The 19,982-nt window shown below is 73.0% G+C and carries 17 protein-coding genes and 1 pseudogene; 14 read left to right on the top strand and 4 right to left on the bottom strand.

Annotated features, from left to right (window positions below):
• From ACIRBY_RS19115 to ACIRBY_RS19105, 3 genes and pseudogenes are all read left to right on the top strand, one after another.
• A pseudogene (locus ACIRBY_RS19115) lies at positions 1-616 on the top strand (hypothetical protein); the annotation flags it as partial.
• A gap of 10 nt (positions 617-626) precedes the next feature.
• On the top strand, positions 627-1,022 hold the full coding sequence (locus tag ACIRBY_RS19110) for a hypothetical protein (RefSeq protein ID WP_403901819.1): 396 nt from the start codon (positions 627-629) through the stop codon (positions 1,020-1,022).
• A 90-nt stretch (positions 1,023-1,112) separates the two neighbouring features.
• Positions 1,113-2,429 (top strand): CoA transferase, encoded by a 1,317-nt coding sequence (locus ACIRBY_RS19105; RefSeq protein WP_403901817.1) that lies wholly within the window; start codon positions 1,113-1,115, stop codon positions 2,427-2,429.
• A 311-nt stretch (positions 2,430-2,740) separates the two neighbouring features.
• Here ACIRBY_RS19105 and ACIRBY_RS19100 read toward each other — a convergent pair whose 3' ends face one another.
• Positions 2,741-3,250 (bottom strand): GNAT family N-acetyltransferase, encoded by a 510-nt coding sequence (locus tag ACIRBY_RS19100; protein WP_403901815.1) that lies wholly within the window; start codon positions 3,248-3,250, stop codon positions 2,741-2,743.
• Positions 3,251-3,288: 38 nt separating this feature from the next.
• Between ACIRBY_RS19100 and ACIRBY_RS19095 the strand changes: the two genes are divergently transcribed.
• Positions 3,289-4,092, top strand: coding sequence for an exodeoxyribonuclease III (locus tag ACIRBY_RS19095; protein WP_403901813.1), 804 nt, complete (start codon positions 3,289-3,291; stop codon positions 4,090-4,092).
• On the opposite strand, the gene ACIRBY_RS19090 is transcribed toward ACIRBY_RS19095, so the two are convergent.
• Positions 4,074-4,889 (bottom strand): MerR family transcriptional regulator, encoded by an 816-nt coding sequence (locus ACIRBY_RS19090; protein ID WP_403901812.1) that lies wholly within the window; start codon positions 4,887-4,889, stop codon positions 4,074-4,076. The two genes, ACIRBY_RS19095 and ACIRBY_RS19090, sit on opposite strands and share 19 nt — an antisense overlap.
• A gap of 172 nt (positions 4,890-5,061) precedes the next feature.
• Here ACIRBY_RS19090 and ACIRBY_RS19085 point away from each other — a divergent pair, with 172 nt between their 5' ends.
• The 4 genes from ACIRBY_RS19085 (at position 5,062) to ACIRBY_RS19070 (ending at position 8,790) form a co-directional block, all read left to right on the top strand.
• A complete protein-coding gene (locus tag ACIRBY_RS19085) occupies positions 5,062-6,663 on the top strand; it encodes a flavin-containing monooxygenase (RefSeq protein WP_403901811.1) in 1,602 nt (533 codons plus the stop codon).
• A complete protein-coding gene (locus ACIRBY_RS19080) occupies positions 6,660-7,655 on the top strand; it encodes an alpha/beta fold hydrolase (RefSeq protein WP_403901810.1) in 996 nt (331 codons plus the stop codon). The genes ACIRBY_RS19085 and ACIRBY_RS19080 overlap by 4 nt, the downstream gene beginning before the upstream one ends.
• Positions 7,652-8,536, top strand: a complete 885-nt coding sequence (locus ACIRBY_RS19075; protein WP_403901808.1) for an SDR family oxidoreductase — start codon at positions 7,652-7,654, stop codon at positions 8,534-8,536. The genes ACIRBY_RS19080 and ACIRBY_RS19075 overlap by 4 nt, the downstream gene beginning before the upstream one ends.
• A gap of 74 nt (positions 8,537-8,610) precedes the next feature.
• On the top strand, positions 8,611-8,790 hold the full coding sequence (locus ACIRBY_RS19070; protein ID WP_390688491.1) for a hypothetical protein: 180 nt from the start codon (positions 8,611-8,613) through the stop codon (positions 8,788-8,790).
• A 133-nt stretch (positions 8,791-8,923) separates the two neighbouring features.
• Here the strand turns inward: ACIRBY_RS19070 and ACIRBY_RS19065 are convergent, their stop codons facing one another.
• Positions 8,924-12,187, bottom strand: a complete 3,264-nt coding sequence (locus tag ACIRBY_RS19065) for a S41 family peptidase (RefSeq protein WP_403901807.1) — start codon at positions 12,185-12,187, stop codon at positions 8,924-8,926.
• A 191-nt stretch (positions 12,188-12,378) separates the two neighbouring features.
• Here ACIRBY_RS19065 and ACIRBY_RS19060 point away from each other — a divergent pair, with 191 nt between their 5' ends.
• Positions 12,379-12,957 carry a TetR/AcrR family transcriptional regulator gene (locus tag ACIRBY_RS19060; protein WP_366450999.1) on the top strand — a complete coding sequence of 193 codons (579 nt, stop codon included), beginning with the start codon at positions 12,379-12,381 and terminating at the stop codon, positions 12,955-12,957.
• A 290-nt stretch (positions 12,958-13,247) separates the two neighbouring features.
• Positions 13,248-15,458, top strand: a complete 2,211-nt coding sequence (locus ACIRBY_RS19055; RefSeq protein ID WP_403901806.1) for an MMPL family transporter — start codon at positions 13,248-13,250, stop codon at positions 15,456-15,458.
• Positions 15,459-15,550: 92 nt separating this feature from the next.
• Here the strand turns inward: ACIRBY_RS19055 and ACIRBY_RS19050 are convergent, their stop codons facing one another.
• Complete coding sequence (locus tag ACIRBY_RS19050; protein WP_403901804.1) at positions 15,551-15,985, bottom strand: SsgA family sporulation/cell division regulator; 435 nt, start codon at positions 15,983-15,985, stop codon at positions 15,551-15,553.
• A 176-nt stretch (positions 15,986-16,161) separates the two neighbouring features.
• Between ACIRBY_RS19050 and ACIRBY_RS19045 the strand changes: the two genes are divergently transcribed.
• From ACIRBY_RS19045 to ACIRBY_RS19030, 4 genes are read left to right on the top strand one after another with little or no spacing between them, the layout of a single operon-like run.
• Positions 16,162-17,217 carry an energy-coupling factor ABC transporter permease gene (locus ACIRBY_RS19045; RefSeq protein ID WP_403901803.1) on the top strand — a complete coding sequence of 352 codons (1,056 nt, stop codon included), beginning with the start codon at positions 16,162-16,164 and terminating at the stop codon, positions 17,215-17,217.
• A gap of 1 nt (position 17,218) precedes the next feature.
• Positions 17,219-17,980, top strand: a complete 762-nt coding sequence (cbiQ, locus tag ACIRBY_RS19040) for a cobalt ECF transporter T component CbiQ (RefSeq protein WP_042818057.1) — start codon at positions 17,219-17,221, stop codon at positions 17,978-17,980.
• Entirely contained in the window at positions 17,968-18,783 is an 816-nt protein-coding gene (locus ACIRBY_RS19035; RefSeq protein WP_403901802.1) for an energy-coupling factor ABC transporter ATP-binding protein, read from the top strand. The genes cbiQ and ACIRBY_RS19035 overlap by 13 nt, the downstream gene beginning before the upstream one ends.
• 28 nt (positions 18,784-18,811) lie before the next feature.
• Positions 18,812-19,969, top strand: coding sequence for a serine hydrolase domain-containing protein (locus ACIRBY_RS19030; RefSeq protein WP_403901800.1), 1,158 nt, complete (start codon positions 18,812-18,814; stop codon positions 19,967-19,969).
• Positions 19,970-19,982 lie beyond the last annotated feature (13 nt).

Below are 19,982 nucleotides of genomic sequence, written 5' to 3'. Positions count from 1 at the left end.
GCCGGAAGAGCCGGAAGAGCCGGAAGGGTCAGAGGAGCCGGAAGAGCCGGAAGAGCCGGAAGGGTCAGAGGAGCCGGAAGAGCCGGAAGAGCCGGAAGGGTCAGAGGAGCCGGAAGAGCCGGAAGAGCCGGAGGAATCGGCCGACCAGATGGCGGAAACGATATCCCACCTGGACGAACGCAAGCTCACGACCGATTCCGGCGAAGCGTTTTATGGGTTGGATGACGCCGGAATGCGAGATATGGCTGAAAAGTTGGAACCCGAGCAGGGTGCATTCACCGTCGACCTGCACGGTACTCCGAACTCGGTCGAGGTTGATGGGCGGACTCTCAGCGCGGAGGAGCTCGGCGCCTTCCTCGCGAGTGACAAGTCGGACTGGGACGGCGGTCCCGTCAGGTTGATGTCATGTGAGACCGGCCAGGGCGAGGGCTCGTTCGCACAGCAGCTCTCTGAGGTCCTAGGGGTCCCCGTCACAGCCCCGACGGAGCTGGCGTGGTCTGACTCCCAGGGGAACTCCTGGGTGGCATCCGGCTACCTCGATGAATATGGCGACCTCCAGTCGACTTGGCCGCCTGACGGCGAGTGGATAACTTTCGATTCGAGCAATGAGAAGTGAGGGAATAGTGGTGGAATTCAAACGTGCCCGACTGTTCGATGGTGTCGACCCAAAGTCCGGACCGTACTTCGATGAGTCCAGGCCGCGTATTTCTGATCAGGTTGAGCGTGGGCGATTGATTGAGTTTCTGACGCGCGGAGGTGCCGCCATCGAGCGGGCTGCCGGATTGGCCCCGGATCAGCTCGATGCGTCGAAAGGCAAGGTCGTGCCGATCTCGACGGTGACCGATGGCGTCTGGATCTGGACGCTGGCGCAGGCCTATTACCTGGAGCATTACGGCTATGGGCCTGATGTGGAATTCTATGAATATATCAAGTCCCGGGAGTATCGGACGGATGAGCCGGGAGAGGAAGTCAAGACCGCCGCTCTGGAGTTCCTTCGTCGTAGTCGTCATGGTCGCTCGTAGACTTCCCGCGGACGATGACGGTCCCCTTGGTTGGAAGAGCGGGCGGGACTTTCGCGCTTTCCTGAAGGGGCATCACGCCACACTGGGCGCATGACGAGCCAGGACGGCGCTACGGCGCAAGCGTGGAGAGCACTGGGCGGGGCGGACGAGCTCGCCGGGCGGGTGGCCTACCGGGGGCCGAGCGGCCTGGAGGGGCCGCTGCCGGTGCGGGAGTTGGCGCGGGCCACCGTCGGGGTGTGCGCGCTCGCGGCGGCCGAGCTGGCCGCCGTACGGGCCGGGGGGACGGCGCTGGACGCGGCTCCCGTGGTCGTGGACGAGGGGGCCGTGGCGACGGCGTTCGTCAGCGAGCGGCACCTGCGGGTGGACGGCCGGGCGCCGGTCGGCTTCGCCCCGCTGTCGGGGTTCTGGCGGGCGGCCGACGGATGGGTGCGCACCCACGCCAACTATCCCCACCACGCGGCGGCCCTCGTCCGGGCCCTCGGCGTGCCCGCGACCCCGGAGGCGGTACGAGGGGCGCTCGCGCGGCTGGGCGCCGTGGAGGCCCAGGAGCGCGTGTACGGGGAGGGCGGGCTCGCGGTGGCGGTGGCGCCGCGGTACGGGGAGCCGCAGCCGCTGGTCGAGTGGACGCCGGGGGGCGCGCGCGAGCCGGTGGCGGGCAAGGAGGGGCTTCCGGCCTCCGGGGTGCGGGTGCTGGACCTGACGCGGGTGATCGCCGGCCCCGTCGCCACCCGCACGCTCGGCGTGTTCGGGGCGGACGTGCTGCGGATCGACGCGCCGGGGCTGCCGGAGGCGGACGACGCGCACGCGGACACCGGCTTCGGGAAGCGGTCCGCGCTGCTGGACCTCGCGCGGCCGCAGGACCGGGCCGTGCTGGAGGGGCTGCTCGACGGCGCCGACGTGGTGGTGACCGGCTACCGGCCCGGGGCCCTGGAGCGCTACGGGCTGGGCGGGCCGGAGCTGCTGGAGCGGCGTCCGGGGCTGGTGGTCGCCGAGCTGTGCGCGTGGGGCCGGGGCGGGCCGTGGGCCGGGCGGCGGGGGTTCGACTCGCTGGTGCAGGCCGGCTACGGGATCGCGGCGCGGTGCGCCGGGGAGGACGGCGTTCCGGGGGTGCTGCCGGCGCAGGCCCTGGACCACGGGACGGGGTACCTGGTGGCGGCGGGCGTCCTCAGGGCCCTGGCGGGCGGGACCGGGGGGCTGCTGCGGTGCTCCCTGGCGGGGACCGCGTCGTGGCTGGTGCGGGAGGTCCCCGGGGTGGGGGCCGGGGTGCCCGGGTACGAGGCCGGGCCGTGGCTGCGGGAGGGGCGGTCGGGGTACGGGGCGCTGCGCCACGCCGCCAGTCCCTTCGGGGAGTGGGAGCGGGGGCCGTCGCGGTGGGGGACCGACCCGGCGGTGTGGCTCGGCCGGTAGGGGGCCGGCGCTGGTGCGCGGGGCGGCCGCGCGGACGGGGTCCGCGGAGTGGTCCCGTGCGGCGGCGGCCGGGCGGGACGCGGTGGGCGCCGGCTGCGGGGCGGCCGCCGCGCGGAGCGGTCGTGCGCGCCGCCCGTCCTCCCCGCCCGTCCTCCCCGCCCGTCCTCCCCGCCCGTCCTCCCCGCCCGTCCTCCGCGCTCGTCCGCGCCCGCCGCCGCTCCGGCCGAGTGCAGGACGCCTCGGCCCGGCCGGGGCGCGCGGGGAGCGGTCGTACGCGGCGGCGCCCCGGCAGGGGCGGCGGGCCGGGCGGGTCAGGACGGGGTGGCCTGCGACGGGAGGGGCTTGGTCATGCACAGGCTCGACTCGTAGTCGCGGTAGTAGCCGAACTTCTCCGACGGCGCGTAGCCGGACGACAGGTACAGCGCGATCGCCTCGGGCTGCTGGTCGCCCGTCTCCAGGACCATCCGGCGGCGTCCGGCCGCCGTGGCGTCGGCCTCCAGCTCGGCCAGGATGCGGCGGGCCAGGCCCTTGCCGCGGGCGTCCGGGATCACGTACATGCGCTTGATCTCGGCGTCGCCGTCCGCGTAGCCCTCGTCGTTGCGGTCCTGGGCGCGCCAGCCGCCGCTCGCCACCGGGGCGTCCGCGGCGTCGTAGGCGAGCAGGTAGAGCCCGGCCGGCGGGACGAACATCGCCGGGTCGAGGAAGGTGGCGTCGCCCTCGCCGTCGTAGCGCGCCTGGTATTCGAGCTGGACCTGGGCGTCGAGTTTCAGCGCGTCCGGGTGGTCGTACGGTACGGCGCGCAGGTGTATCCCGTGAGACATCAGAACATCGTACGGAAGGCTGCGGTTATGGTGCTGGGATGCTCACCGTGACCTCCGTGAATGTGAATGGGATCCGCGCCGCCGCCAAGAAGGGCTTCGTGGAGTGGCTCGCCGGATCCGACGCCGACGTCGTGTGCCTGCAGGAGGTACGGGCCGAGGAGGGGCAGATTCCGGTGGAGGCGCGGGAGCCCGAGGGCTGGCACACGGTGTTCGCGCCGGCCGCCGCGAAGGGCCGGGCCGGCGTCGCCCTGTACACGCGCAAGTCACCTGAACGGGTACAGGTGGGCTTCGGAAGCGACGAGTTCGACACGAGCGGGCGGTACGTCGAGATCGACCTGCCCGGGGTCACCGTGGCGAGCCTGTACCTGCCCTCCGGCGAGGCCGGCACGGAGAAGCAGGAGGAGAAGTACCGCTTCATGGCGGAGTTCCGCACCTACCTCCAGGGGCTGAAGGCGCGGGCCGCCGCCGACGGCCGCGAGGTCGTGGTGTGCGGGGACTGGAACATCTGCCACCAGGAGGCCGACCTCAAGAACTGGAAGACCAACCGGAAGAGCGCCGGCTTCCTGCCCGAGGAGCGGGAGTGGCTCGGGAAGGTGTACTCGGAGGCCGGGTACGTGGACGTCGTGCGCGTGCTGCACCCCGACGCGGAGGGCCCGTACTCCTGGTGGTCCTACCGCGGGCGGGCCTTCGACAACGACGCCGGCTGGCGCATCGACCTCCAGGTCGCGACTCCGGGGCTGGCCGCCAGGGCCGTCAAGGCGTTCGTGGAGCGGGCCGAGACGCATCCGGAGCGGTGGTCCGACCACGCGCCCGTGACCGTGGTCTACGAGCTCGGGGCCTGAGGCTCCCGGGGCGCACGGGCGGGCTCGGGCGCCCCTGCCGTCCGGGCGGCCTCGGGTACCGAGGGCGCCCCGGGCGCCGCGCAGGCCTCGGCGGGCTCGGGGGTCCGGGCCGGTGCGGGGCCGCGGCGCTGGTGCAGGCGGTCCATCGCCATCGTGAGCTCGGCCTCGACCACGCTCTTGGCCAGCGGGCGCAGCCGGGCGACGTCCTCCTCCCCGAGATGGGCGGAGATCAGCTCGGTGAACAGCTCCGCCAGCGCGTCCGCGTGCGCGCGCACCCTGCGGCCCGTCTCCAGCACCGCCGCGAGCGGTACGCCCTCGCGGACCAGGGCCGAGGAGACGTCCAGCAGGCGCCGGCTGACGTGCACGATCTCCTCGCCGTCGGTGGCGAGGTAGCCGAGGTCGAGGGAGGCCGCCAGGTTCTCCGGGGTGACCTCGCCCTCGAAGTAGTCGGCCAGGGCCTCGGGCGAGAGCCGGACCGGGGTCTCCTCCGACCAGCCGATGCCCAGCAGCTCGCCGAGCTGGCCGACGTCGCGGCCCTTCTCGAAGGCGGCGGTCAGTTCCGCGATGCCGCCGAGGGTGTGGCCGCGCTCCAGCAGGGCGGCGATGGTGCGCAGCCGCGCCAGGTGCTGGTCGTCGTACCAGGCGATCCGCCCCTCGCGGCGGGGCGGCGGGAGCAGCCTGCGCTCGCGGTAGAAGCGCAGGGTGCGCACCGGGATTCCGGCGGCCTCCGCCAGCTCCTGGGTCCGGTACTCGCGCTTCACGGCCGCCTCCGCCTCCCACGTCCCCCGCGTCTCCACATGCGCAGCCTAGGGCGTACCCGCAGTAACTTTCCGGGCGCGACCCCTACCCATGGGTACGGAGCTGCTCTACCCTCCCGATTGTGCCAGTGATTGCTGGCAGTGTTGTGATGGGCGTGACGGCGTGTCCCGGCGGGGCCGGGACGGACTGCGGAAGCGGGAGGCGGCGGGCATGAGCGGCATGGGCGGGCACGGGCGCGAGCACGTACGGGTGGCGGTGATCGGGTCCGGGTTCGGCGGGCTCGGCGCGGCCGTACGGCTGAGGCGCGAGGGGATCACCGACTTCGTCGTCCTCGAACGGGCCGACTCCGTCGGCGGCACCTGGCGCGACAACAGCTACCCCGGATGCGCGTGCGACGTCCCCTCGCACCTGTACTCCTTCTCCTTCGCGCCCAACCCCGACTGGCCCCGCACCTTCTCCGGGCAGCCGGCCATCCGCGCCTACCTGGAACACGTCACCGACACCTTCGGCCTGCGCCCGCACATCCGCTTCGGCCACGAGGTCCTGATGATGCGCTGGGACACCGAGGAGCTGCGCTGGGACATCGACACCTCGGCGGGCGCCTTCACCGCCGACGTCGTGGTGTCGGCGACCGGCCCGCTGTCCGACCCGAAGATGCCGGAGATCCCGGGGCTGGCCGAGTTCCCCGGCAAGGTGTTCCACTCCGCGCGCTGGGACCACGACTACGACCTGAGCGGCAAGCGCGTCGCGGTGATCGGTACGGGCGCCTCCGCGATCCAGATCGTGCCCGCCATCGCCCCGAAGACGGCGCGCCTGACCCTCTTCCAGCGCACCCCGCCGTGGGTCATGCCGCGCACCGACCGGGCCATCAGTTCCCTCGAACGCCGGCTGCACCGACAGCTGCCCTTCACCCAGGCCGCCCGGCGCGGGCTGCTGTGGGGGATCCGGGAGCTCCAGGTCAGCGCCTTCACCAAACGGCCCAACCAGCTCGGACTCATCGAATCGCTGGCCAAGGCCAATATGGCGCGCTCCATCAAGGACCCGGCGCTGCGGGCCAAGCTGACGCCCTCGTACCGGATCGGCTGCAAGCGGATCCTGCTCTCCAGCGAGTACTACCCGGCGCTCGCCCGGCCCGACGTGGACGTCGTCGCCTCCGGGCTGAAGGAGGTCAGGGGCTCGGTCCTCGTCGCCGCCGACGGGACCGAGACCGAGGTGGACGCGATCGTCTTCGGCACCGGGTTCCACGTCACCGACATGCCGATCGCCGACCGTGTGGTCGGCGCGGACGGGCAGACCCTCGCGGACTCCTGGAAGGACGGGATGCAGGCGCTGCGCGGGGCGACGGCCGCCGGCTTCCCCAACTGGATGACGATCATCGGGCCGAACACGGGCCTCGGCAACAGCTCGATGATCCTGATGATCGAGTCCCAGCTGAACTACATGGCGGACTACCTGCGCCAGCTCTCCCTGCTCGGCGACGGCAGCCGCGGCGGGCGCACCGCGCTCGCCGCCCGCCCCTCCGCCGTCAACCAGTGGAATCGGCGCGTGCAGGCGCGCATGGAGCGGACGGTGTGGAACACCGGCGGCTGCACCAGCTGGTACCTGGACGCACAGGGCCGCAACACCACGGTCTGGCCGGGCACGACGGGTGAGTTCCGGCGCGCCACGTTGACGGTCGACCTGGCCGAGTACGAGGTCGTACGGGTCCGCGAGAGCGGTGCCGGGCGGCTCCCGGCCCCCGCGGGCGCGTCCGCCGGTGCCGCGTCCGCCGCTGCCGCCGACGCGGCCCCGGCCGGCGAGGGCGCGGCGTGAGCCGCCCGCCGCACGCCACCGCCGGGCGCTACGCCCCGCCGGCCGCCGGCCGCGAACTGGTCGCCGTCTCCGCCGACGGCTCCCGGCTGCACGTCGAGGTCCACGGACCCGAGGGGGCGCCCGCCGTCGTCCTCTCCCACGGATGGACCTGCTCCACCGCCTTCTGGGCCGCCCAGATCCGGGAACTGGCGCGCGACCACCGGGTCGTCGCCTACGACCAGCGCGGCCACGGGCGAAGCCCGGCCGCCGCCGCGTACAGCACCACCGCCCTCGCCGACGACCTGGTCGCCGTACTGGAGGCCGCCCTCGCCCCCGGCGAGCGGGCCGTCGTCGCCGGGCACTCCATGGGCGGCATGACCGTGATGGCCGCCGCCGGCCGCCCCCGGTTCGCCGAGCACGCCGCGGCCGCCCTGCTGTGCAGCACCGGCAGCTCGCGGCTGGTCGCCGAGGCGACCGTGCTGCCGCTGCGCCCCGGGCGCGCCCGGACCCGTCTGACCCGGGGCCTGCTGGGCTCGCCCGCCCCGCTCGGGCCCGTCACCCCCGCCACGCGGGCGGTGCTCAAGTACGCGACCATGGGCGCGGGATCCGCGCCCGACCGGGTGGAGGCCTGCGCCCGGATCGTGCACGCCTGCCCCGCCGGGGTGCGCCGCGCCTGGTCGCACGTCCTGGCCGGCCTCGACCTGGACGACGGGCTCGCGCGCCTGACCGTGCCCACCGCCGTCATCGTGGGCCGCGACGACCGGCTGACCCCCGTTGTGCACGCCCGCGGGCTCGCTGCCGCGCTGCCGAACTGCGTGGGGCTGACCGAACTCACCGGGATGGGGCACATGACCCCCGTCGAGGCACCCGAAGCGGTGACTTCCGCCGTGCGTGAGTTGACGTCCCGGTACCTGGCCGCCACGCCCGCGGCGGCCATGACCGCGAACACGAACACGAACACGAACACGAACACGAACACCTCGACCTCGACCGAGAAGGAGACGACGCCGTGAGCGCTCGCAGGAGTCTGGAAGGCCAGGTCGCCGTCGTCACCGGCGCCGCCCGCGGGGTCGGCGAGCTGCTCGCCCGCAAGCTGTCCGCGCGCGGCGCGAAGGTCGCCCTGGTCGGCCTGGAGCCGGAGGCGCTCAAGGAGGTCTCCGCGCGGCTGCACACCGACAGCGACCACTGGTACGCCGACGTCACCGACCACGAGGCGATGTCCCGGGTCGCGCAGGAGGTCAAGCAGCGCTTCGGCAAGGTGGACATCGTCGTCGCCAACGCCGGCGTCGCCTCCGGCGGCCCGTTCGCCGACTCCGACCCGCAGGCGTGGCGGCGGGTGATCGAGGTCAACCTGATCGGCGGAGCCGTCACCGCCCGCGCCTTCCTGCCCGTCCTCATGGAGAGCCGCGGCTACTTCCTCCAGATCGCCTCGCTCGCCGCGATCACCCCCGCGCCGATGATGACGGCGTACTGCGCCTCCAAGTCCGGCGTCGAGGCCTTCGCGCACTGCCTGCGCGCCGAGGTCGGCTACAAGGGCGTCAAGGTCGGGGTCGGCTACCTCTCCTGGACCGACACCGACATGGTGCGCGGCGCCGACCAGCACGACGTGATGCGCGAACTGCGCGGGCGCCTGCCCTGGCCGGCGAACCGGACCTATCCGCTCGGCCCGGCCGTGGACCGGATCGTCGCGGGCATCGAGCGGCGTTCGGCGCACGTGTACGCGCAGTGGTGGCTGCGCGGGATGCAGGGCGTCCGCGGCTACCTGCCGGCGGTCATCGCGGCGGGCGGACAGCGCGAGATGAAGCGGTTCGAGCCCCGGCTGGCGAGCGTGCCCAAGGGGCTGGTGGGCGCGGGCGGGGCCGCCGACGAACAGGAGCGCGCCCAGGGCCGCTGATCAAAATGCGGCCTTTGCCCCCCCGTGTCAGTCTGGTCGAGCCCGACCACCAACACCCCTCAGGGAGTGCACGCATGGGTATCAAGGACCAGTTCCAGGACAAGGCCGAGCAGCTCAAGGCGAAGGCGCAGCAGCCCCAGCAGGGCGCGAAGGACGAGGCGTCCTCGCGTTCCCGGCAGGCCAAGGCGAAGAAGCCGCAGGCGCAGCAGCCCATCGACGACGTCCGCACCGAGCTCGACGACAGCTGGGACTGACCGCCCGCAGACGGCTCCGAGGGGCGCGATCCGCACGTTCCGCGGATCGCGCCCCTCGGAGCGTGCACACCTCGTGCCGTGCGCCCTCGCGCCGTGCCTTCCGGCCGGCCGCGGCCGAAGCTCCCGCCGTGCGCTACGGCCGCGGCGGCAGCTTCGGCCGGCGTCCGTCGGGGACGTCCGTGTAGCCGGGCGGGATCGCGGCCGGGTCCTGCTCCAGCAGCTCCAGTGCCAGGTACACGGCGTCGTCCAGCTGCGCGTGGCGGCCCTCCGCCCAGTCGAGCGGGGTGCGCATGATCTCCAGGTCCGGTTCCACGCCGTGGTTCTCCACCGACCACCCGTACTCCGGGAACCAGGCGGCGTTCATCGGAACGGTGATCACGGTGCCGTCGCCCAGGGTGTGCCGGCCGGTCATGCCGACCACCCCGCCCCAGGTGCGCTGGCCGACCACCGGCCCGAGGCCGAGCAGTTTGAACGCGGCGGTGATCATGTCCCCGTCGGAGGAGGTCGCCTCGTCCGCCAGGGCCACGATCGGGCCGCGCGGCGCGTCGGAGGCGTAACTGACCGGCTGGGCGCCGCGCGTCAGGTCCCAGCCCAGGATCGATCGGGTGAGTTTTTCGACGACGAGTTCACTGATGTGGCCGCCTGCGTTGCCCCGTACGTCGACGATCAGCGCGGGCCGGGACATCTCCATGCGCAGGTCGCGGTTGAACTGGGCCCAGCCCGAGCCGCCCATGTCGGGGATGTGCAGGTAGCCGCAGCGTCCGCCGCTGATCTTCCGGACGACGGCGCGGCGCTTGGAGACCCAGTCCTGGTAGCGCAGCGGCCGTTCGTCGACCAGCGGGACGACCGCGACGCGGCGGGAGGGGCCCTCGCCCTCGGCCGGGGTGAACGTCAGCTCGACGGTGGTGCCCCCGGCCGCCGCGAGCAGCGGGTAGGGGCCGGCGACCGGGTCGACGGGCCGGCCGTCGACGTGGGTGAGGACCGCGCCCTCGCGGATGCCGGTGCCGGCGAGCGGGGAGCGGGCCTTGGAGTCGGAGGACTCGCCGGGCAGGATCCGCGCGACCGCCCATCCCCCGTCGCGGCGCACGAGGTTGGCACCGAGCAGGCCGATCGCCCGCTGGTAGTGGGGCGGGCCCTCGTTGCGGCGGGCGGGGGAGACGTACGCGTGCGAGGTGCCGAGTTCGCCGAGCACCTCGCGCAGCAGGTCCGCGAACTCGTCGGGGGTGGCGACCCGTTCGACCAGGGGGCGGTACTGGCTCAGCACCGCGTCCCAGTCGATGCCGCACATGTTCGGCTCCCAGAAGTACGCGCGGATGAGCCGGCCGGCCTCCTCGAAGGCCTGCCTCCACTCGGCCGCCGGGTCCACCTCGTGCAGGATGCGGCGCAGGTCGAGGTAGACGGTGGAGTCGCCGTCACCCGATTCGGTGGCCGGCACGGCGCGCAGGTCACCGTCGTCGTTGACGACGGTGCGGGTGCCGTCGCCGCTGACCGCGAACCAGTCCAGCCCGGAGGCCAGTTCAGTCTTGCGGGCCTTGGTCATGTCGAAGTGCTCCAGCGTCGGCTTGCCGCTGGTGTCGGCCGGGTTGGCGAAGGTCTCGCCGAGCGCGCCCGAGATGGGCCAGCGCAGCCACACCAGCCCGCCGCCGTGCACGGGGTGCAGGGCCGAGTACTTCGACGCGGTCACGGGGAAGGGGGTGACCCGGCTCTCCAGGCCCTCCACCTCCACGGTCACCGTCCCGTCGCCCTCCCCGGGCTCCCCCTCGACGGGGTCGAGGCCGCCCGCCGCCGGGCGGCCGTCGGGGGAGAAGGCGAAGGGCGAGGGGGTCGCGGAGGACAGCGGCACCAGGTACGGGCGGCAGCCCAGCGGGAACGACAGGTCGCCGGTGTGGACGTCGTACACCGGGTCGAACCCGCGCCAGGACAGGAACGCGAGGTAGCGGCCGTCGCGGGTGAAGACCGGGTTCTCGTCCGCGAAGCGGCCGTTGGTGACGTCGACGACGACGCGTGCTCCGGGCCCGGAGATCCTCGCCATCTTGATCTGCCGCAGGGAGCGCCCGATGCCGGGGTGCGACCAGGTCAGCCAGCAGCCGTCGGGGGAGAAGGCGAGGTCGGTGACGGGTCCGTTGATCGACCGGATCAGCTCGGTGGCCTGCCCGTCGGACTCCTCGGTCGCGTCGAGGAGCAGCAGCCGCCCGTCGTGGGAGGCGACGGCGAGCCGCTCGCCGGCCGGGTCGGCCAGCAGCTCGGTGACGCGGCCCAGCTCGCCCGAGGCGAGCCGGCGCGGCTCACGCTCCCCGGAGGCGCGGGGGAGGTAGGCGATCTCGACGGCGTCCTCGCCCTCGGCGTCGGTGACGTAGGCGACCTGGCCGCCGCTGCCGAGCATCTCGGGGAGGCGGACGCGTACGCCCGGGGTGTCGGCGATGGTGCGGGCCGGGCCGTCGCGGTGGGTGAGCCAGTACAGGCTGCCGCGGACGACGACGGCGCTGGCCCGGCCGGTGGTGTCCACGGACAGCGAGTCGACGTTGCTGGCGGCGGGCACCTGGTACGTGCGCCGTCCCGCGCGCGGCCCGCCGAGGCGGACGTCGAGCCGGCGCGGGGAGGCGTCGGCGGCGAGGGAGTCCACGAGCCAGAGCTCGCCGGCGCACTGGTAGACGACGCGGGAGCCGTCACTGGAGGCGTGGCGGGCGTAGAACTCCTCGTGGTCGGTGTGGCGGCGCAGGCCGGTGCCGTCGGGCAGGCAGGAGTAGAGGTTGCCGACTCCCTCGTGGTCGGAGAGGAAGGCGATGCGGCCGCCGACGAACATGGGCGCGTCGAGGTGGCCCTCGAGGTCCTCCAGCAGACGCACGCCGTGCAGCCACAGCCGGCCGGTGGCGCCGCCCCGGTAGCGCTTCCAGGAGGCGGGCTCGTGCGGGGGCTTGCCGGTCAGCAGCAGGCTGCGGTGTTCGCCGTCGACGTCGGCGACCTGGATGTCGGAGACCGGGCCCCAGGGCAGGCGGCCGCCGGGGCTGCCGTCCGTGGGCAGCTTGTAGGCCCAGGAGTAGTACGAGAACGGCTGCCCGTGCGAGGAGACGGCCAGGACGTTGCCGTCGGGGTCCCAGCCGCAGACGCGGGTGTCGGTGGAGCCCCAGTGGCTGAGCCGGCGCGCGGGGCCGCCGTCCACCGGGGCGAGGTGGATCTCGGGGTCGAGGCTGCGCCAGGTGGTGAAGGCGATCTGCCGTCCGTCCGGGGAGAAGCGGGGGTGGCCGACCCGGGTGCGGTCGACGGTGATCCGCCAGGCCCGGCCCGGGGTGTGGCCCTCGGGGACCAGCGGGGCGACCCACAGGTCGTCCTCGGTGGCGAAGCACAGCAGTTCGTCGTGCAGGTGCGGGAAGCGGAGGTACGCGACGTCGTGACTCACCCCACAATGCTTTCCGCGCCGGGGGGGCCCGGCAACTCGTACAGGTGCTCCAGGTGTGACCCATGCCACCGCCTCCAGCGAAACGGAACGGTTTCGTTTCGTTAAGCGCGGGGGTACGCTTGCTGGTGTACGAAACCGTTTCGTTCGGATGGGTGGTCGTGATGAAGGGAAGCTGCCGGGTCACCGACGCGATGTCGGCGCGGCGCAGCCGGATCACCCCCGAGCGGGAGGCCGAGCTCCACGAGGCGGTCCTCGACCTCCTCCGCGAGGTCGGGTACGAGGCGCTGACCATGGACGCGGTCGCCGCCCGTACGAAGTCCAGCAAGGCCACCCTCTACCGCCAGTGGGGGAGCAAGCCGGAGCTGGTCGCGAAGGCCCTCCGGTGCACCCAGCCGGTCTCCCTGCGGGAGATCGACACGGGCACCCTCCGCGGGGACTTCGCACGGATGGTCGCGCACTCCGACGACGCGCAGATGGCCAAGGACACCGCCCTCATGCGGGGTCTGGCCCATGCCGTCCACGAGAGCCCGGAGCTGCACCGGGCCCTGCGCGACCTGCTGGTCGACCCGGAGATCAACGGTCTCCAGGCCATGCTCCGCCGCGCGGTGGAGCGGGGCGAGGTCCGTCCGGACTGTCCGGCGCTGGACTTCGTGCCGCACATGCTCATCGGGGCGTTCATCGCACTGCCGCTGATCGAGGACCGGTCCGTCGACCGGGCGTTCCTCACCCAGTTCATCGACGCCGTGGTCTTCCCCGCCCTCGGCGTCTGAATCCCGAGCGACTCCCCAGTCCTTCCCGAGCGCCGCCGGGTAGCGTCCGGTTCCGCCGGCGCCGTCCAGCACCTCCCGGGGGGCAGTACCTCCCGGGGGGCAGTACCTCCCGGGGGCAGTACCTCCCGGGGCGGCCGCCCGTACTCCCCGTAGCTCCCCACGTACCGCCTGCTGCTCCTGACACGCCGCTCTCGTCGTCGGGCCGGCTTTTCACGCCCTGATCCGCCCACGGCCCTCCGGCCGTACGGGCGCAGGATCCATCCCACGACCTGAAACGGGAGAACCACGACGTGGCCACCTTCCTCTACCGGCTCGGGCGCGGCGCCTTCAGGCGCCGCGGCCTCGTCGCCCTCATATGGGTGGCGCTGCTGGTCGCCGCCGGCTTCGGTGCGGCGACGGCCGCCGCGCCCACCTCCGGCTCGTTCTCGATCCCCGGCACCGAGGCCCAGAAGGCCTTCGACCTGCTGGACAAGAAGTTCCCGGGCATGTCCGCCGACGGCGCGACCGCCCGCATCGTCGTCAAGGCCCCGGCGGGCGCCAAGGTCACCGACCAGGGCCCCAAGGGCGAGGTGGAGAAGCTCATCTCCGGCCTGAAGCAGGGCGAGGGCGCCGCACAGGTCGCCACCGTCGACGACCCGTACCAGATGCAGGCGGTGAGCCAGGACGGCTCCACCACCTACATCACGGTGAAGTACAAGGTCAGCGGCATGGAGCTGAAGGACGTCACGCGTGACGCCCTCAAGGACTCCGGGCACGACGCGCAGAAGGCCGGCCTCCAGGTGGAGATCGGCGGCGACGCGCTGATGGAGGCCCCCGAGACCGGCTCCGGCGAGGCCATCGGCATCCTGATCGCCGGCATCGTCCTGGTCATCACCTTCGGCTCGCTGGTCGCGGCCGGGCTGCCGCTGCTGACCGCGCTGATCGGCGTGGGCATCGGCGTCTCCTCGATCACCGCGCTCGCCAACGTGCTGGACCTCGGCTCCACCACCTCGACCCTCGCGATGATGATCGGCCTCGCGGTCGGCATCGACTACGCGCTGTTCATCGTCTCCCGCTACCGCGTGGAACTCGCCGAGGGCCGCGAGCGCGACGAGGCCGCCGGCCGCGCCGCCGGAACCGCCGGCTCCGCCGTCGTCTTCGCCGGTCTGACCGTGGTCATCGCCCTGGTGGGCCTGGCCGTCGTCAACATCCCGATGCTGACGAAGATGGGTGTCGCGGCCGCCGGAACGGTGGTCATCGCGGTGTTCGTCGCCCTGACGCTGGTCCCGGCCATCCTCGGCTTCGCGGGCAAGAAGGTCCTGCCCGCCGGCAAGAAGAGCAAGCTCTTCGGCAAGGGCCGCCCGGCCGACGCCGAGGCCAAGCCCAACGGCGGCACCCGCTGGGCCCGCTTCGTGCTGCGCCGCCCGGTCATGGTGCTGCTGATCGGCGTGATCGGCCTCGGCGCGATCGCGGTGCCGGCGAGCAAGCTGGAGATGGGCCTGCCGGACGACGGCTCCAAGCCGGTCTCCACCAGCCAGCGCAAGGCGTACGACATGCTGTCCGAGGGCTTCGGCCCGGGCTTCAACGGTCCGCTGATGGTGGTCGTGGACGGCGACAAGGCGCTCGCCGACAAGACCGTCGACCGGATCAAGGGCCTGGAGGGCGTGGTCGCGGTGACCCCGCCGCACCAGAACGCGGCCAAGGACGCCGCGATCATCAGCGTGATCCCCAAGGAGCGCCCGTCCTCCACGGAGACCGAGGACCTGGTCCACACGATCCGCGCGGGCAACGGGGACGACGTGTTCGTCACCGGCGCGACCGCGATGAACATCGACTTCTCGCAGAAGATGAACGACGCGCTGCTGCCCTACCTGGCGCTCGTGGTCGGCCTGGCGTTCCTGCTGCTGATGCTGGTGTTCCGCTCGATCCTGGTCCCGCTGAAGGCGGCCCTCGGCTTCCTGCTGTCGGTCGTCGCGGCCCTCGGCGCGGTCGTCGCGGTCTTCCAGTGGGGCTGGCTCGGCTCCGTCTTCGGGGTGGAGCAGACCGGTCCGATCATGTCGATGATGCCGATCTTCATGGTGGGCGTCGTCTTCGGCCTGGCGATGGACTACGAGGTCTTCCTCGTCACCCGGATGAGGGAGGCGTACGTCCACGGCGAGCGGCCCGGCCAGGCCGTGGTGACGGGCTTCCAGTTCAGCGCCCGCGTGGTCGTGGCCGCGGCCGTCATCATGATCGCCGTCTTCTCCGGCTTCCTGGGCGCCAGCGACGCGATGGTCAAGATGATCGGCTTCGGTCTGGCCGTCGCCGTCCTGTTCGACGCCTTCGTGGTGCGCATGGCGATCGTGCCGGCGGTGCTGGCGCTGCTCGGCCACAAGGCCTGGTGGCTGCCGGCGTGGCTGGACCGCATCCTGCCCAACGTGGACGTGGAGGGCGAGAGCCTGCGCAAGCACCTCGGGGAGTCGGCGCAGGAGTCCGGGTCCCCGGAGGACCCCGACAAGCGGCGCGAGCTGGTCAACGCCTGAGCCCCCGGGCGGCCCCCGTCCGGCGGTCCGTTCGCAGCACGTGCGTCCCGGCCCCGCATCTGGAACCCCAGGTGCGGGGCCGGCCGCGTCCGCTACGCCGTACGGGTGGCCGCGGGACGCGCGCCGGCGGCGGGTCCCGCGTCGGCGGCGGCCGCGGTGGCGTACGTGCGGCGCAGGAACCGGCGCAGTACGGCGCTGTCGAACTGGAGCACGGCGACACCGTCGGGGGAGTGGAACTCGACCACGGCCTGGACCCGGCCGCAGGGCCAGACCCGTACGTCGCCCGTCCCGGTCGGCGCGAGCAGGCCGGCCTCCAGCAGGGTGCGCGGGAAGACCCACTCGTTGTCGGTGCCGTCGGGGGACAGCTCGGCGGGGAAGACGATGCGGATGGCCAGGGGCTCGGCGGTGGTGAACCGCAGGGCCACCGGGATCGCACGGAAGAGGGGGTCGTCGCTGATCACGCGGGCGCTGACCCGCTCCTCGACGGCCGCTGAGGTGGCTGGTGGATTCTCGGCGGTGGCTGACATCGACCGGACTCCTTGAATCGGAACATGCGCGTCCGTTTGCCTGTCCAGCCTCGCACATTCCCACGAAACCGCACGTACGTATTTGTGCGGCGACAGCTCTTGCCAATCGTTTGCAAGTGGGCACTACTCTTGAACGGTTAAACACTCATGTGAGGAAGAGGAAGCGGAGCCGCTCCATGCACGTGCCCGACGGATTCATCGACGCACCCGTCTCGGTGGCCGCAGGAGTGGCGGCCACCGCCGCTGTCGCGGTCAGCCTGCGCGGCGCCCGCCGCGAGCTCGACGAACGCACCGCCCCCCTGGCCGGCCTCGTCGCCGCCTTCATCTTCGCCGTGCAGATGCTGAACTTCCCCGTGGCCGCCGGCACCAGCGGCCACCTCCTGGGCGGCGCGCTCGCCGCGATACTCGTCGGCCCCTACACCGGCGTGCTCTGCGTCTCCGTCGTCCTGCTGATGCAGGGCATCCTCTTCGCCGACGGAGGCCTCACCGCGCTCGGCGTCAACATCCTGAACATGGCCGTGGTGACCGTCCTCGTCTCCTACGCCGTCTTCCGCGCCCTGCTGAAGCTCCTGCCCTCCGGCCGGCGCTCGGTCACCGTCGCCGCCTTCGCCGGAGCCCTGCTCTCCGTGCCCGGCGCGGCCGTCATGTTCACCCTCCTCTACGCCCTCGGCGGCACCACCGACGTCCCGATCGGCAAGGTGTTCACCGCCATGGTCGGCGTCCACGTGCTCATCGGCATCGGCGAAGCCCTGATCACCACCGCCACCGTCGCCGCCGTGATCGCCGTCCGGCCCGACCTGGTCCACGGCGCGCGCGGACTGGCCACCCCGCTGAAGCTGCGCGTCGGCGGCGAGCTCGTCGACGCCCCCGCCGCGGCCCCCGTCCCGGCCGCCGCCCGCTCCACCCGCAAGCTGTGGCTGACCGGCCTGGCCACCGCCCTCGTCCTCGCCGGCTTCGTCTCCTTCTACGCCTCCGCCAGCCCCGACGGCCTGGAGAAGGTCGCCGCCGACAAGGGCATCGACAGCAAGGTGCAGGAGCACGCCGCCGCCGACTCCCCGCTCGCCGACTACGGCGTCAAGGACGTCGACGACGCCCGCCTGTCGGGCGGCCTCGCCGGCGTCATCGGCGTCGGCGCGACCATCGCCGTCGGCAGCGGCGTCTTCTGGGCCGTGCGCCGCCGCCGCGCCCAGGACCCGGCCGCGTCCTCCACGGCCGCCCCGTCGGCGGGCTGACATGGGAGCGGGCCACGCGCACAAGCTCTACCGGCACGGGCACTCCCCCGTGCACGAGCTGCCGCCGCACTGCAAGATCGCCGCGACCGCCGGCTTCGTGATCGTCGTCGTGTCGACACCGCGCGAGGCGATGTGGGCCTTCGGCCTGTACGCCGTCCTCGTGGCCGCCGTCGCCGCGGCGGCCCGGATCCCCGCCGGGTTCCTGCTGCGGCGGCTGCTGATCGAGGTGCCGTTCGTCCTGTTCGCCGTGCTCATGCCCTTCGTTTCGCAGGGCGAACGGGTGGACGTCCTCGGCATGTCGCTGAGCGTCTCCGGACTCTGGGGCGCCTGGAACGTGCTCGCCAAGGGCACCCTCGGGGTGGCCGCCTCCGTGCTCCTCGCCTCGACCACCGAGCTGCGGGCGCTGCTGCTGGGCCTCCAGCGGCTCAAGCTGCCGCCGCTGCTCGTGCAGATCGCCTCCTTCATGATCCGGTACGGCGACGTCATCACCGACGAGCTGCGCCGGATGTCCATCGCCCGGCGCTCGCGCGGCTTCGAAGCGCGCGGGATCCAGCACTGGGGGGTGCTCGCCAAGACCGCCGGCGCCCTCTTCATCCGCTCCTACGAGCGCGGCGAGCGGGTCTACCTCGCGATGGTCAGCCGCGGCTATGCCGGCTCCATGCCGGTGATCGACGACGTGACGGCCACCCGCGCCCAGTGGGCGTACTCGGCCGTGCTCCCGGTGACGGCGCTCGCCGTCTGTCTGATGGGATGGACGCTGTGACTGCTCCCTCCGCTCCCTCCGCTGCCAACGCCCCCGCCGCCTCCGCCGTCGGCGGCCCCGCGCCTTCGCTGGAGGTGTCCGGCGTCGCCTACGCCTACCCGGACGGGCACCAGGCCCTCTTCGGCGTCGACCTCACCGTCGGGCGCGGCGAACGCGTCGCCCTCCTCGGACCCAACGGCGCCGGCAAGACCACCCTCGTCCTGCACCTCAATGGCATCCTGGGCGGCGGAGTCGGCACCGTCACCGTGGCCGGGCTGCCCGTGGAGAAGCGCAACCTCGCCGAGATCCGGCGGCGGGTCGGCATCGTCTTCCAGGACCCCGACGACCAGCTGTTCATGCCGACCGTGCGCGAGGACGTCGCCTTCGGCCCGGCGGCCGCCGGGCTGCGCGGCGCCGAGCTGGAGGCGCGGGTCGGCGAGGCCCTCGAACAGGTCGGCATGGCCGGCTTCGCCGACCGTCCGCCGCACCACCTGTCCTTCGGGCAGCGGCGCCGGGTGGCCGTGGCGACCGTACTGGCGATGCGGCCGGAGATCCTCGTCCTGGACGAACCCTCCTCCAACCTCGACCCCGCCTCGCGGCGCGAGCTGGCCGACATCCTGCGCGCACTGGACGTCACCGTGCTGATGGTCACGCACGACCTGCCCTACGCCCTGGAGCTCTGCCCGCGCTCGGTGATCCTCAGCGAGGGGGTCATCGCCGCCGACGGACGCACCCGGGACCTGCTGTGCGACGAGGAGCTGATGGGCGCGCACCGCCTGGAGCTGCCGTTCGGCTTCGACCCGCGCTCGGTGGCCGCGGCATAAGCGCAGGTCTTCGGTTGTTGGTGTGCTCGTGAACATCCAGGGTGTGGTGACCGAGGGCTTCGAGCCCGTACGAGAGGCCTTCGCGCGGAACTTCGAGGTGCTCGGGGACCGGGGCGCGGCCGTGGCCGTGTACCGCGACGGCCGCAAGGTCGTCGACCTGTGGGGTGGCACGAAGGACGCCAACGGCACGGAGCCCTGGGCCGAGGACACCGCGACGATCGTGCGCTCCGCGACCAAGGGCGTGGCGGCGGCCGTGCCGCTGCTGCTGCACCAGCGCGGGCTGCTGGACCTGGACGCGCCCGTGAGCGCGTACTGGCCGGAGTTCAAGGCGGGCGGCAAGGAGCGCGCCCTGGTGCGCCACCTGCTCGCGCACCAGGCCGGCGTTCCCGCGCTGGACCGCGGCCTGACGACGGCGGAAGCGGCGGACGGGGTGTCCGGGGCGCGGGCGGTCGCCGCGCAGCAGGCGTTCTGGGAGCCGGGCAGTGCGCACGGCTACCACGCGCAGACCTTCAGCTGGCTGGTGTCCGAGCTGGTGCTGCGGGCCACCGGGCGCACCGTCGGCGGGATCCTGGCCGAGGAGATGGCCGAGCCGCTGGGGCTGGACTTCTGGATCGGTCTGCCGGAGGGCGAGGCGCACCGGGTGGGCCGGGTGGCGCCCGTCGAGCCGCCGCCGAGTGCGGGACTGCTGAAGACGCGGCCGAGGAGAAACGTTTCGGAGGCGTACGCCGACCCCGACTCCCTCACCCGCCGCGCCTTCGCCGCCATCGACCCCCAGCCGGACGAGAACGACCCCGTCTACCAGGCGGCGGAGCTCCCGGGCTCGGCCGGCATCGGCACCGCGCGCTCCCTGGCGCGCTTCTACGCCGCGACCATCGGGGTGGTGGAGGACGGGGCCCGGATCTTCACCCCGGCGACCACCGCGCTGGCCGGCACCGAGTTCGCGGCGGGGCCCGACCGGGTGCTGGTCGTGGGCACCCGCTTCGGCCCGGGCTACATGCTGCACGGGCCGTCGTCCCCGCTGCTGTCCCCGGCCTCCTTCGGCCACCCGGGCCGCGGCGGCTCGCTGGCCTTCGCGGACCCGGAGGCGGGCATCGGCTTCGGCTACGTCACCAACGCGCACGCCAAGTCGGTCACCGCCGACCCGCGTGCGCAGGCGCTGGTGCGGGCGCTGCGCTCCTGCCTTTAGCGCTTTGTCGCTT

It is taken from the genome of Streptomyces sp. NPDC096136, from assembly GCF_044763325.1.
GTDB lineage: Bacteria > Actinomycetota > Actinomycetes > Streptomycetales > Streptomycetaceae > Streptomyces.
Note: the sequence above shows the minus strand (reverse complement) of the source record. Positions and strands in the feature narration are given on the sequence as shown.

What these genes read in the sequence shown, in the direction of transcription:
- ACIRBY_RS19085 (WP_403901811.1), top strand. Translation starts at nt 5,062, where the DNA reads ATGAGCGGCATGGGCGGGCACGGGCGCGAGCACGTACGGGTGGCGGTG.
- ACIRBY_RS19100 (WP_403901815.1), bottom strand. Translation starts at nt 3,250, where the DNA reads ATGTCTCACGGGATACACCTGCGCGCCGTACCGTACGACCACCCGGAC.
- ACIRBY_RS19105 (WP_403901817.1), top strand. Translation starts at nt 1,113, where the DNA reads ATGACGAGCCAGGACGGCGCTACGGCGCAAGCGTGGAGAGCACTGGGC.
- ACIRBY_RS19045 (WP_403901803.1), top strand. Translation starts at nt 16,162, where the DNA reads ATGCACGTGCCCGACGGATTCATCGACGCACCCGTCTCGGTGGCCGCA.
- ACIRBY_RS19070 (WP_390688491.1), top strand. Translation starts at nt 8,611, where the DNA reads ATGGGTATCAAGGACCAGTTCCAGGACAAGGCCGAGCAGCTCAAGGCG.
- ACIRBY_RS19095 (WP_403901813.1), top strand. Translation starts at nt 3,289, where the DNA reads ATGCTCACCGTGACCTCCGTGAATGTGAATGGGATCCGCGCCGCCGCC.
- ACIRBY_RS19050 (WP_403901804.1), bottom strand. Translation starts at nt 15,985, where the DNA reads ATGTCAGCCACCGCCGAGAATCCACCAGCCACCTCAGCGGCCGTCGAG.
- cbiQ (WP_042818057.1), top strand. Translation starts at nt 17,219, where the DNA reads ATGGGAGCGGGCCACGCGCACAAGCTCTACCGGCACGGGCACTCCCCC.
- ACIRBY_RS19035 (WP_403901802.1), top strand. Translation starts at nt 17,968, where the DNA reads ATGGACGCTGTGACTGCTCCCTCCGCTCCCTCCGCTGCCAACGCCCCC.
- ACIRBY_RS19060 (WP_366450999.1), top strand. Translation starts at nt 12,379, where the DNA reads ATGTCGGCGCGGCGCAGCCGGATCACCCCCGAGCGGGAGGCCGAGCTC.